The sequence below is a fragment of the Phocaeicola coprophilus DSM 18228 = JCM 13818 genome, assembly GCF_000157915.1.
Taxonomy (GTDB): domain Bacteria; phylum Bacteroidota; class Bacteroidia; order Bacteroidales; family Bacteroidaceae; genus Phocaeicola; species Phocaeicola coprophilus.
Genome location: NZ_EQ973638.1, coordinates 102,261 through 113,452, shown reverse-complemented (window position 1 = coordinate 113,452; position 11,192 = coordinate 102,261). Strand labels below are relative to the sequence as shown.

Here is an 11,192-nt window from a genome sequence, read left to right as displayed (position 1 = left end):
AAGCAGGATAAAAGTGTCGAATCACGACCGAATTTTCGAAAAAGACGACACAGTTTCCTCATGTCTGCTCTAAGAATAGAATCCCCTTGCGTTTTTGTGATGTCATTGGTGAATCTCTCATAGGGAAGTACCTTATGTCCCCATCCTACATAGGGCCAGTGTTTTTTCTCTCCATGCCAATCCTCATAGAATTTTATACAACTGATAGCTCTTTCCAGCGGGGGTAACCTATATATGGACAGTTTGGTGGGTATTAGTTTTGTTCTGTGCTTTTCCTGTCCATATACAGTTGTCAGAACTGACATTATCAGCATGAAGACAAATATTTTTTTATATTTCATTTTGCTCCGCGTTTATTCAGTACATCTTTAATCATTTCTTTTACATCCAGCCCTACCTGTACAAAGTTTTTGTACAGGATGCGTTCCCTTTCGTCCCTTGAATTGAATGTATAGAATTTAGGTAGTGGAATATATCCAGCTTCTTCTTTCTTTATTTCTGCCATATCAAAATCCGTTTTACAGAAGAACTTTGTGGTCTTGAACTCTTTCGATTCCTGGATATTCATCGTCCCACCGTTGCCTACTTTGGTTTTTACGAAGTCTCTCGCTGTCTGGCCGCATATCCATCCTGTTGCCATGTCTGATATTTTTGAGGCTGGTACCAAGCTGTCCATGTTCTCATTTAGATTGATACTGGTCTTGTCCCTGTCGATGGTCACACCTTTCTTAACTTGTACGACTTTGCCGAAAATATCGTTCGACAGCCATTCCAGTGTTTCTTTTGAGCGGGCAGAACCGCTTACCACATTACCCACAGTGGTGATAATCTTCTGCATACCTACCTTGCCGTAGTCGGCTTCAAGCTGTGGCAGTTCCTGGAATCCCAGCGTCACGCTTACTTTGTTGCTTCGCGCAGTACCAATCAGTCGGTCTATCTTATGGAAATACAGTGTCGGCAGCTCGTCCACGATGATGCTCACTGGGATATTCTTGCCCTGTCCGGTATTCACACGGGTCACAAGACGGTTCAGGATAAGGGCATTCAGCGCACCAATGATGCTTTCCATCTCCGGGTCATTGGCTATAAGCAAGTAACTTGGGCTCTTCGGGTCGCTCACTTTTAGGTCAAAGTCGTCCCCGTCCTTGTGGAAAATCCAATAAGATTCTTTGGTTGCCAGACGGGATGTATATACTCTCAATGTGCCGATCATACCTTCCAGCTGCTCCATGGCCTTGTTCTTAAAAGCAGTTTGGAATGGTCCGAGTAGGGGTGCTACTTCGTTATCCGTTTCCAGCACCTCAAAGATAGTCTGGTAGCTTTCGTTCAAAAATGACAATATGTGTGGCATGTCCGAGTACTTTCCCAACCAATAGGCAGGCTCAACGATATTACCACCCTCTTTGTCACGCACCATTCCGGTCGGTTTCCAAAACTTCGTTTCCGGATCCTGCCGTTTTTCGGCGTACAGCTTGTTCCCCTTGGCATCATACGGCTCTCTCTCGTAATTAACAAAAAAATATATACAGGCTGCCAGGAAGTTCACAGCAGAAGTCTGGAAAAACTGGTCACTTCCGCCACCACCTTCTTTCTTTCCTTTCTGCAATGATTCAAGTAATGTCTCGGCCGTTTCGCTGGCTGCAGCCAGATTGTTGATATACTTTGCTTGTATAGGGTTCACACGTTTACTGTATTCCACATCCACAAAGTTGATTATATTGAACTTACAGTCTTGTGGCAGTTTGCCCAGCTTCTGATTCTTCTTGTAGTGATAATACAGTTTTGTCGCCAAGGTCGGAAATTTATAATCATACACGACCATGGCAAAACCCTTGGCTGAGTGCTGTCGGATGAACGGTTCGATGATTGAAAACGTCTTACCGCTCCCTGGTGTACCTACCACCCATGTTCCGCGGAAAGGGTTGCTGATACTGACCCATCCCTTGCGGAACTTTCCCTTGTAATAGTAGCGCATGGGGATGTTTACGCTGTATTTGTTTTCCTGTATTTCTTCGCTCTGTTCGAAACTCTCATTCTCAAAGTTGAACCTGTCTTTCATCAGTCCGTCCTTCAGAAACTTTGATATGTTATCTAGTGCGGTATGTACAAGTATCACACCGGCAAGCGAGGCTATCATGTAGAGCCAGATATTAAGTGATAGTTTATACAGTTGCATGTCTATTGTATAACTGTACAGCCATACGGACAATGCAATCGTCCCTACGCCACCCACGAGTGGATATAGCACCATTCGTCGGGCATCAAATTCCAGTTGTTTTTTGTTACGTGTGCCGATACAGGTGATACAGATGAGCAGGAAAGTTGCCACTTTGCTGTACATCAGATGTCCGTCATTGTATATCATCCAGTGCTTGATACGTCCGTGTATGTCGCACAGGATTCCGTTCCAGTTGTCAAGCAGGATCGGATCCAGTGCATATTCAAAGAACTCCATTAGCACGGATATGTAGATTGCTGCTCGGAATATTTTGTAGAATCCCTGCAATTCCTTACTCTCTTCCATAGTTCAATCCATTATTTGTTGATTTTCTGCGATACCAGCGGTCGTTTATTCTGATTACATCCATGCCGAACCATACGCTGTTCTCGTTCAGCTTGTTCTTTATCCTGTCAATGGTCACTGGGCCGACGCCCCAAATATCCATAAGGTAATCCTCGTTCAGATGAATCAGTTCCCCTACATACAGGATTCCTTCCTTTGCAAGTCGTTCTCTCGCAGAGGGTGTGATACCAAGGTCGGTTATTGCCCTTGACAGGAAAGGTATCTCTTCTGCATCTATGTTGTTGACAGCAATTTCAAGACCTGTCTTGATGCTCTTTATTGAATCTACATAGTTTGCCATATCTCTGATAGTGTCTTCACGTTGTCGTATGTCTTCGCGTAGTTCTTTAGCTTTGTTTATCAAGGTGGTGTTGCTTCGTTTCAGTTCCGTGTTTATATCCGATAAGACACAGTTACTGTCCTCAAGCTCCTTTTGCCTGTTTTCCAATTCATTTACAAAGTTTCTCAGACGGGATACTTGATATGATAATGCTGTATATTTTTCATTGTCGGCAGATATTTTCTCCAGCAGTGAACCGAATGCCGATACAAGGTTGTCTATCCGTTGTTTATCTGACTCGGCTGCATCTGCGGCAGCCTTCTTTTTATTTTCCACATATTGGTTTCTCAGTCCCTTGATAATAAGGACTATTCCCGATATCATCACAACTAGGTAGAAATAAAAGATACTATTATCGTTCATGGCTCATTGTTTATTGTTTGTATATGGTTATTATTGGGCGTAACTTATGAGATTTTATCTTCGGTGTTTCTTGGATTACACCACTACCCAGCGAAAAGAGCCAGGCTTTGGCTGTCTGTTGCCCGTCCACTTCCGTTGATGTCCAGTACCAGCACTCGTCCGTTGCTGCTGGAAGAGGGACTCCACCGCATTTCTCTATTACAGGATTGATTGTCTGGCGTGCCGAATACATCAGACGCATCTCAGCTACAGAAGGGATGAAGGCACTCTGGCCATACCGCCACATATCAAATACGGTTTCTGCCATGGGTGAAGTGGTTTCCTTCGTATCATAGATGGCAAATGTGTTCTCGTTGCCGTCAAATGCATCTGTCTTGGCTGATGTGCCCTGCTCTATACCGAGACTGTCTGCAAAAGCTTTCGGTTCTGTATCCCACAGATATACCGCATAGCCGTTTCCGGCGGTCTCACCGGTCGGATTTGTATGGAATACTACAGCAATGGCTTCCTTGCCGCTGGTCGCATAGTCATCGTATGCTAAGACGCTGCCATCTACACACAGCACATGTCCCGGACGCACGGAGGTGTCTTTTTCCATAATATGGGCATCGCAGCCCGTCAGCAGGATGGTTGTCAGTATTGCCGGTAATAACCGGCAGATTCTCGTTTTTATTCTTCTTCTCATTTTTTCCCTATTTTATCGGTAGTTTGATACCCAAGGCTATACCTGTACGGAACAGGTCAGCCCCCTTGATTATTACATCGTTCTTTACCTGCCAGTAGAAAGTCCAGCCGGAATGGAGTACATAGTTGTGTTCGTAACCCAGATGTATTCCTGCTACAAACTTGTGGGTGTCGCTGCCCCCAGATGCTCCCACTCTGAGACTCCCATAGTGGTTCCTTCCTCGTATTACACAGGGCTTGTAGGCTGCACCGATACCCCAGGTACGGTAATTCCTCCAAAAGCTTTCCGGACAAATGTGACCACATGTTCTGCAGTCCGACCATTGCAGATAACCATTGGCGAAGAACTCCCAGGTATGACGGTAATTCATCTCGTGTTCATAGGCCAGAGTCATTTCCGCTCCATTTTTGTACAGAAGTCCCACACCAAGTGACAGACGGCCGCTGTTGCGCTGTGCCGATGCGCCTAGGCAGATACACATGCAAGTGATGGCTAACAGTATTGTCTTTTTCATGCTCATTCCTCCTTCAGCAACTTAGAGTTGAACGAATCGGCCGACAACACGTCTTCATAGTCAATGTTCAGACTGATGTTACGTCCGCTTATCTGTTTCTCGGTCATTTCTATGGTGAGCACCTTGTCGTTCGGAAAAGTCAGTTTCTTTATGGCAATCACATTGCGGTAGCCTCGGATGAAAGTCTTTCCTGATTCCAGTACAAGAGCCGGCTTCAGCTCGATTACTTGCGAGTTCGTGGCCTTGGTAATTTTCTTGTCAGCCAGCTTCACGCGTATCTCGTCAATGTCAAATCGGATATTGGTCTTGTTTTCTATCGAGTAGTCTATAAAGAAATAATCACCTGCAGAATAGATGTTGTTCAGCCGCATAATCATTCTGTGTTCCTTGCTCGCTACGTTGCGGATTCTTGCTGGTGAGTTCCAGATACGTCGTGCATAATATGTCATGTCGGCAAGCGACATGGATACTGCAGGATTGTTGAAGGCCTCACGTTCCTGTAGGAGTATTTCCTTGTCGGTCACCGCCTCGCGCATTCTTGTCGTATAAAGCAGTGCGTACTGGGTTCGGTACCGTTCGGTCACTATGGTTACTATGGCTAGTATATCACCGTCTTCGTGGCCCGTTTCCTTGGGCTTTAGCCGGATAATATTGTCTATGGGTTGGTCTCCTGCAATCTTGTCTGTTGATATGTCCACAAAGCGGATGGGTTCAGATGCTGTGATGACCGTTGTTACCTGTTCGTTTACTGTTAAATGTTCCATTTCTTCATAGGTGTGCTGTGCCGAAGCCTTATGGCCGGTGAACACTACAGCCGTTAGCAGGAACATTTTCATTGTACTTTTCAAGTTCATTTTATTCTGTATGTTTATTCTGTTATTTATTGTATGTTGATCTCCGTTGTCTGATGGTTCTGTTCCGTTTCCTCCGCTATCCGGAGGAGGGCAGTTTCGAAATATGATTGCTCTGTTTCGAAGCCGATGAAGTGCCGTCCTGTGCGGATGGCTGCCACCATAGTGGTACCCGAGCCTATGCAGCTGTCCAGCACCGTGTCGCCTTCATTTGTATAAGTCCGTATCAGATACTCCAGCAGGGCTACCGGCTTCTGTGTGGGGTGATAGAAACAGCCTTTGCAGTGTTCTTTGGCAATGGCGATGACTGATGTAGGATATTTGTCGTCCGCTATCCTTATGGGGGTCAGGTTCATCTGCCCGTAGCAGCGGTTCGTGAATCCTCTTGTCTTACTGCGCCCATGGTTCCTCTGTTCCGCCGGACAGGGTTTCATTTGGGGATGGTAAACCGGTTGCTTTCTGTAGAATACAATGATGTCTTCGTGTTGTCTGAGTGGCATACGGTTTGCGTTCAGATGCCCTGTCACACGGTCTTTGTGCCAAACCAGATTGTATCTCCATATCTTAGGTTGCGAAAGCACTAGTCTGGCAGTGAACATTCCTTGGCCAAACAGGATGACGGGACTTTCTGGCTTGCTGATTCTCAGATATTCCTCCCACAGCTTTTCCAAAGGAAGCTGTTTGTCCCATCCGGCAGAAGTGTTTCGGTTGTTCAGTACACCGTAGGGCAGGTCGGCTATTATGGCATCTACGCTTCTGTCGGCCATCTGCTTCATTCCTTTCAGGCAGTCCATATGGTATATTTGGTCTTTTTTTATCATACACTATCGGTTGTTGTTTAAGTTATCTGTATCGCATCATGCCATGTAAGGCGTCCTGTACTGCTTTTTCTGATTTTGCAAAGCCATCGAGTTCCGAGGGCAACTTCCTTGAAGTTTACTTTCTTCGATTTTGGTCCGTAAAACCCGGTATATTTCTGGAATGCAAACAGCGATATTCTGCTGCCGTCTTCTTTCTTGAAGTTGCATATCAGGGCATATTTCCCTTTTTGATGCCACCATTCAATGCTTACCAGTAACCCGGTAAATGTCTTTGTGTTCTCCGGGGGCAGAAAATCATTGTACATATAGTCGTTCGTGCCTTTGTGATACTGTGATAATTCCTTTTTCATATTCCTTTGGTTTAATTCCGTGGTTCATTCCCGTTTACCAGATACACGAAAGTTCCGTACTTCAACTTCACCTTGTTCTTTTTTATAGCCTTCCCGATGGCGCTGCTTGTCTTTTGGTATGCATTTTGTATGGCTTGCATACCCCATTGGGCCAGACTGTTACCTGAGCTTGCCGTATTCATGTTCATGTTACCGGTCACAGCTCCACTTACCACGTCTTTACCTGTTTCCCTGAATTGACTGTTCGGTACATAAAGCCCTTCCAATCCATCGGTATCATAGAGCGAAAGGCTTACCTTTACTAGTTCATCGTTAACAAGTATGCTGTTGATGCTTCCTTTAACTCTGCCGGAAGAAAAACCGTTCATGATGGCATATAGATAAGAACCACGTTTTACGATGTGTTCGTCTATCTCCACATCATCAAGCAATCGCAGTCTTACCCTCGAACCGTCAACAGCTTTGATGTTCTCGTCTATGATAGCTTGAATTAGCTTTGGTTCGCGGATGTCCTTCGATAGGGTATTGAAGTAGTCTGATGTGGTTTTCACTTTCTTTACCACCTCGCTGGCTTTGTCCGCTTCCGAAGGGGCCTTTACCATGCGACTGTTTTCGTCAATATATCCTTCTGGTTGTCTGGCAGTGTCTGGCGGCAGTTCGGTTGCCGTGCTGTCCTTCAATATGGGAGCGGTTACCGCTTGTCCTCTAAGCCGCGCTTCCGCAAGGGCTTTTTCCAGTTCTGCAAAGGCTTCTTTCTCTCTTTCTTTGGTATCGGTTTCTTTTTCGGCCAAAGCCTTGTCCTGCTCCTGTTGGTCAAGCAGGGCAATGTCATTGTCTGTGTACTGTGATTCATACGTTTGCTTGTTTTTTTCAGGTTCTTTCCGTTCAATGTTGTCCACTGCTGAATAGTCCTGTATTTTACCCCAGGACTTTGCCATGTTCTCATACTTGTTGCCAATTCCGTCTCCATTTTTTATCTGCGCGTCAGGCAGTTCAGGATTCAGAAATTCAGTCGTCTGTAGCGTTTTGTCAGGCAGTTCTGCCTTTTCCATGTGAAATAGGTCGAAGATGAAGTACGACCCGCCCATCAGTGGAATATAGAGGATGGCGGGAAGCATGAACTTCGTCTGTTTCCAGTTGATTTGCTTGATTCTGTCTATTAGTTCCATTACTCTCTTTAATTGATTTGTATATATTTCCCTTCAATGGTACACGCCTTTAATATTTCTGCATTGTCTTTTCCAAAGGCAATAAGAATACTTCCGCATCCGGGAGAATCACCGCGTGTACCGTTTGGGCGGTAGAATCGGATGCGATGGCGTAGAAACTTCATGGCTATAGCCTTCTTGAATATGATGTCCTGAAACATTCTGGAGTCACATCGGTTATATAGCAGTGCGATACCGTTATCATGTTCTGCCAGCCGAAGCACGAACTGCTCTATAATCGGACGTGAATAAGGAGGATTGAGCCATACACGACCTTCCCATTTTTGAGACAATCCGTCAATATGTTTGTCATACATGACTGTAGCTGTAGGCCACAATGGAGAAACCGGTGCACAGGGGTCAAGATCGAATTTACCCAGTGCCTCCAGTACCTCTTTGGGGGTGTACCATTCATCTGAAGCCTTTTCAGTCCTTTCAAATCTTGTGTTCATACGTGTCATAGTTGCGTTTGCTCGTTTTTTCTTGGAACAGTTCTTTTATTGGCTTGTGTATTCTTCTTTGCTGTTGTTATGTCCTGACGGTGAGGAAGACACTTTTCGTCGTTCCCTCAGTATGGAATCCTGTATTTCGGTTGCGGTGCGTTGTACCGGCTGATTATGGTACACTACAGTGATACGGTAAATGTTCCATACAAGTCCGCCTAAGACAAAGGCAAAGACGATAACCAGAAACAGATTTCTGTGCAGGTTGGCAAACTTTTGTACCTTGGCTGCTGCCATGTCTATTCGGGTTGCCTTGGCAAACTTGCGTCCTGCTTCTATCTCACGCTTGTATCGTTCCTTGTAGTGTGGATCATTCTTGTCAGGTATCTTTTCACCGAATAGCATCCGCCTGAATCCTTTTATATTCATATTCCCGTTTTTTAGTAGTTTATCTTTGTTTTTTGTTCTATGTCCTTGTTCAGCAGTGTTCGCCAGTTGGTGATGAGCAACCCGTGGGGATTGTTGTCGGTTCTCGGCACACGCTTCAGCTGGCCGGCAGTTACCAGTTCACGCATTAGGATGCTGCTGCGGCGTTCAATTCGCTGTCTGCCGTAGTAGGTGAACTCCATCTTTTCCTTATTGAAGGCTATACTGTCGCAAAAGATGGAAAACACGGCACTTGTACCCAGAATATTGGAATAGAATCCTTTTTCCTTTAGTGTATTGTACTGTGCAAGTCCTGTTTCATCCACCAGATACATGGCTTTTTCCATCGTGTATCGGATATATTTGTCATCCGGTGCCAGTGTGAAGAAATAGTGGTGGAACATTTCCACATGGCTTCTGGCTTCTACGTCCAGCGTTTCGTCCATGGTTGTGCGGTTTACAAGTATGGGGACGTTTCCGTCCAGTACATACACTTTTTTCTGGGCGTCAGTTACCATGGTACGGGCTGTCCAGATGCTCGACACACTGATGATGATACATCCTATGAGGAAAGCGGTACAGATTATACCTACTAGTTTTATTTTGTTTTCTAAGTTCTTTATTACCATAATTTTTTTATTTAGTTGTTCAATGTCCTCATATATTCTGCATGAAGCATTGGTATGAGGGTTAAGCGCAGTTCCGGCAACAGCCGTTCAAATTCTTTAGCAAAATACTTGACGTCATGCCCAAGTAGGATAACCTGGACAAACACCCACCAGATTCCTTCTCTGCGCTTCTTGGAATTTTTTTTCAGTTTGGCACGGTGCAGTCTGTACACCAGATAATCTACTACCGGTACGACATATCGGTCGTCATGCCCGAAGCATTCATCCAGTTCCTCATATTTCAGGTCATACGGATAATTGTTCAATATATACCTGGCTATTTCGGTAGTACGCTTTTGCGCAAAGCTCATGAATGCTTCATCTTCCAGCCATTTGTCAACTTTCTCTTTGCTTTTCATGCTTTCTGTTTATATATTGTTTTATCTCATTATTCCTCCTACGGCTCCGGTTGCCGTCATCTTGGCCTGTTGGGCAACTCCTTCTCCGAAGTTTCGGGTAGAGAATGCAGTATCGCCTTCCGGAATCATCCATGCCGCAAGGTCAGGTACTAGGTTAAGGCACTTGAGTGCCACGATACTTGCTGCCATCAGATAGCCGGCAGAGAAGAACGAGTTCTGTAGGTAGGCTGCCATAGTCTGTTCGCTTGCGGTTATAGCCGTCAGGTTCTCCACCTGGATACACAATACGATGTCAAACAGCAACAGAACGTAGAAACCCACGAAGTACAGCATTGCTCCGTAGAAGTGTACAGTCAGATATCTGGTCAGCCATTTGGCCCAAGCACCTTCCCATTTCGGCAGAAGAGAGAATGCCCATTGTATAGGGCCGAAGATGGTCAGCATTCCCAGCAGGATCTGCTGGCAATATATCGTTGACCACCATCCTATACGGAACACGACCAGGGCAATGAGCATGATGATTTTATCAATCCCCACGATTACACCCGAGGTCAGTGAGGTAAACCACAACTTGGCTGCATCCTTTTCCATTCCTGTCACTTCGTCCACACCGGTCTGTTCCATTGTTGCCTCTATCAGTCCGGGATCCGAGGTTCCTGTATGGGCCACGTCCGCCTGAGCCTGAAGGCTGGTATATAGTGTGTCGCGCACGTATATTAGTTCCTGCACTTCCGCAAACTTGTCTGATATTTGGGTGGCTTCCGCTTCATAGAGGTCATGTGTGTACGAGCCGATGCAGTTGGGTATGTAGGACAGGAAGTCCAGAAAACACCAGCTGTTCCCGCTGTTTGCCATTCCTGTGTCTGCCGGAGGATACCACCAGCATAGAACGACAGAAATAGCAAGAGGCCGGAACAGTTTCATCACATCCAGCGGCTCGTGCTTTACCATCATTTTGTAAGTCATTCCGGCTGCCATAACAAGAGAAAACAGGGCTGCCAGTGCCATGCACATTTGTAGAATCCACCAGAAAGGGCCTTGTGATCCTGTAAAAGTGGCGTCTGTTAGAAATTCATTCGTTTGGAATATCACGTCATCTATTTCCTCTTCGAGAATATTGATGCCGAAGTCCGATAATATGTTTCCGTCTGCCATTTGTTCCTCCTTTCTCTTTTATCTGTTTACTGTTTCTTCTCCGTCACCGCCTTGTGTGCCGTCTGCACCCTGCGAGCCGCAGACGGCAAAGCGCGACTCGTTCCATCGGTTCATCGCTTCCCGAGCTATGCTTCCTTTCTCGGGAGTTCGGCTCACATCTTCCGCATTCAGAAGCTCACTTGCCAGCGAAGCGTTCTGTCGCTTGGCCAGGTAGCCTACAAGTATCTCGTTCTGTCGTGCCACGTCCTCATAGATGCGCAGGTATTCCTTCTTGCGCTGGGCGTTGGGCATGTAGGCATCTCGTGTGGCGTTTATGGCACATTCATAGATTTGATAGTACTCTGCCCACCTTTCTCGGTCATCGGTGGTACCGCCGGCAGTCAGGATGCGGTCGATGTTTCGCTTGAAGCGTTCCATCTGTCCGTTTATCTTGTCTCCTTCTGCCT

The 11,192-nt window shown here is 45.8% G+C and carries 13 protein-coding genes and 2 pseudogenes; all 15 read right to left on the bottom strand.

The annotated features are described in order from the left end of the window. Nucleotides 1–341 (bottom strand): annotated as a pseudogene (locus BACCOPRO_RS18320) (glycoside hydrolase family protein); the annotation flags it as partial. After that, complete coding sequence (locus BACCOPRO_RS07745) at nucleotides 338–2,524, bottom strand: type IV secretory system conjugative DNA transfer family protein (RefSeq protein WP_008142470.1); 2,187 nt, start codon at nucleotides 2,522–2,524, stop codon at nucleotides 338–340. The pseudogene BACCOPRO_RS18320 and the gene BACCOPRO_RS07745, both read right to left, overlap by 4 nt. After that, nucleotides 2,511–3,266, bottom strand: coding sequence for a DNA-directed RNA polymerase subunit alpha C-terminal domain-containing protein (locus BACCOPRO_RS07740; protein ID WP_008142468.1), 756 nt, complete (start codon nucleotides 3,264–3,266; stop codon nucleotides 2,511–2,513). Before BACCOPRO_RS07740 ends, BACCOPRO_RS07745 begins: the two co-directional genes overlap by 14 nt. 10 nt (nucleotides 3,267–3,276) lie before the next feature. Then, complete coding sequence (locus BACCOPRO_RS07735; RefSeq protein WP_008142467.1) at nucleotides 3,277–3,864, bottom strand: Lcl C-terminal domain-containing protein; 588 nt, start codon at nucleotides 3,862–3,864, stop codon at nucleotides 3,277–3,279. A gap of 94 nt (nucleotides 3,865–3,958) precedes the next feature. Then, nucleotides 3,959–4,471 carry a hypothetical protein gene (locus BACCOPRO_RS07730; RefSeq protein ID WP_008142465.1) on the bottom strand — a complete coding sequence of 171 codons (513 nt, stop codon included), beginning with the start codon at nucleotides 4,469–4,471 and terminating at the stop codon, nucleotides 3,959–3,961. After that, the gene (gene traN / locus BACCOPRO_RS07725; RefSeq protein ID WP_040311330.1) at nucleotides 4,468–5,301 is read right to left on the bottom strand and encodes a conjugative transposon protein TraN; all 834 of its coding nucleotides are present in this window, start codon (nucleotides 5,299–5,301) and stop codon (nucleotides 4,468–4,470) included. The genes BACCOPRO_RS07730 and traN overlap by 4 nt, the downstream gene beginning before the upstream one ends. Before the next feature lie 44 nt (nucleotides 5,302–5,345). After that, on the bottom strand, nucleotides 5,346–6,137 hold the full coding sequence (locus BACCOPRO_RS07720; protein ID WP_008142461.1) for a DNA-methyltransferase: 792 nt from the start codon (nucleotides 6,135–6,137) through the stop codon (nucleotides 5,346–5,348). Nucleotides 6,138–6,154: 17 nt separating this feature from the next. Continuing rightward, on the bottom strand, nucleotides 6,155–6,487 hold the full coding sequence (locus tag BACCOPRO_RS07715) for a hypothetical protein (protein WP_008142459.1): 333 nt from the start codon (nucleotides 6,485–6,487) through the stop codon (nucleotides 6,155–6,157). A gap of 11 nt (nucleotides 6,488–6,498) precedes the next feature. Next, the gene (gene traM, locus BACCOPRO_RS07710; protein WP_008142457.1) at nucleotides 6,499–7,656 is read right to left on the bottom strand and encodes a conjugative transposon protein TraM; all 1,158 of its coding nucleotides are present in this window, start codon (nucleotides 7,654–7,656) and stop codon (nucleotides 6,499–6,501) included. Nucleotides 7,657–7,664: 8 nt separating this feature from the next. Further along, nucleotides 7,665–8,147, bottom strand: coding sequence for a DNA N-6-adenine-methyltransferase (locus BACCOPRO_RS07705; RefSeq protein ID WP_008142456.1), 483 nt, complete (start codon nucleotides 8,145–8,147; stop codon nucleotides 7,665–7,667). Nucleotides 8,148–8,192: 45 nt separating this feature from the next. Beyond that, nucleotides 8,193–8,567, bottom strand: coding sequence for a hypothetical protein (locus BACCOPRO_RS07700; protein ID WP_008142454.1), 375 nt, complete (start codon nucleotides 8,565–8,567; stop codon nucleotides 8,193–8,195). Nucleotides 8,568–8,578: 11 nt separating this feature from the next. Continuing rightward, nucleotides 8,579–9,193 carry a conjugative transposon protein TraK gene (gene traK, locus BACCOPRO_RS07695; RefSeq protein WP_008142452.1) on the bottom strand — a complete coding sequence of 205 codons (615 nt, stop codon included), beginning with the start codon at nucleotides 9,191–9,193 and terminating at the stop codon, nucleotides 8,579–8,581. An 11-nt stretch (nucleotides 9,194–9,204) separates the two neighbouring features. Further along, complete coding sequence (locus BACCOPRO_RS07690; RefSeq protein ID WP_008142450.1) at nucleotides 9,205–9,591, bottom strand: hypothetical protein; 387 nt, start codon at nucleotides 9,589–9,591, stop codon at nucleotides 9,205–9,207. Nucleotides 9,592–9,612: 21 nt separating this feature from the next. Then, on the bottom strand, nucleotides 9,613–10,746 hold the full coding sequence (locus BACCOPRO_RS07685) for a hypothetical protein (protein WP_008142448.1): 1,134 nt from the start codon (nucleotides 10,744–10,746) through the stop codon (nucleotides 9,613–9,615). Between the two features lie 18 nt (nucleotides 10,747–10,764). After that, nucleotides 10,765–11,192: pseudogene (locus BACCOPRO_RS07680) on the bottom strand (DUF5045 domain-containing protein); the annotation flags it as partial.

What these genes read in the sequence shown, in the direction of transcription:
- BACCOPRO_RS07745 (WP_008142470.1), bottom strand. Translation starts at nt 2,524, where the DNA reads ATGGAAGAGAGTAAGGAATTGCAGGGATTCTACAAAATATTCCGAGCA.
- BACCOPRO_RS07740 (WP_008142468.1), bottom strand. Translation starts at nt 3,266, where the DNA reads ATGAACGATAATAGTATCTTTTATTTCTACCTAGTTGTGATGATATCG.
- BACCOPRO_RS07735 (WP_008142467.1), bottom strand. Translation starts at nt 3,864, where the DNA reads ATGGAAAAAGACACCTCCGTGCGTCCGGGACATGTGCTGTGTGTAGAT.
- BACCOPRO_RS07730 (WP_008142465.1), bottom strand. Translation starts at nt 4,471, where the DNA reads ATGAGCATGAAAAAGACAATACTGTTAGCCATCACTTGCATGTGTATC.
- traN (WP_040311330.1), bottom strand. Translation starts at nt 5,301, where the DNA reads ATGAAAATGTTCCTGCTAACGGCTGTAGTGTTCACCGGCCATAAGGCT.
- BACCOPRO_RS07720 (WP_008142461.1), bottom strand. Translation starts at nt 6,137, where the DNA reads ATGATAAAAAAAGACCAAATATACCATATGGACTGCCTGAAAGGAATG.
- BACCOPRO_RS07715 (WP_008142459.1), bottom strand. Translation starts at nt 6,487, where the DNA reads ATGAAAAAGGAATTATCACAGTATCACAAAGGCACGAACGACTATATG.
- traM (WP_008142457.1), bottom strand. Translation starts at nt 7,656, where the DNA reads ATGGAACTAATAGACAGAATCAAGCAAATCAACTGGAAACAGACGAAG.
- BACCOPRO_RS07705 (WP_008142456.1), bottom strand. Translation starts at nt 8,147, where the DNA reads ATGAACACAAGATTTGAAAGGACTGAAAAGGCTTCAGATGAATGGTAC.
- BACCOPRO_RS07700 (WP_008142454.1), bottom strand. Translation starts at nt 8,567, where the DNA reads ATGAATATAAAAGGATTCAGGCGGATGCTATTCGGTGAAAAGATACCT.
- traK (WP_008142452.1), bottom strand. Translation starts at nt 9,193, where the DNA reads ATGGTAATAAAGAACTTAGAAAACAAAATAAAACTAGTAGGTATAATC.
- BACCOPRO_RS07690 (WP_008142450.1), bottom strand. Translation starts at nt 9,591, where the DNA reads ATGAAAAGCAAAGAGAAAGTTGACAAATGGCTGGAAGATGAAGCATTC.
- BACCOPRO_RS07685 (WP_008142448.1), bottom strand. Translation starts at nt 10,746, where the DNA reads ATGGCAGACGGAAACATATTATCGGACTTCGGCATCAATATTCTCGAA.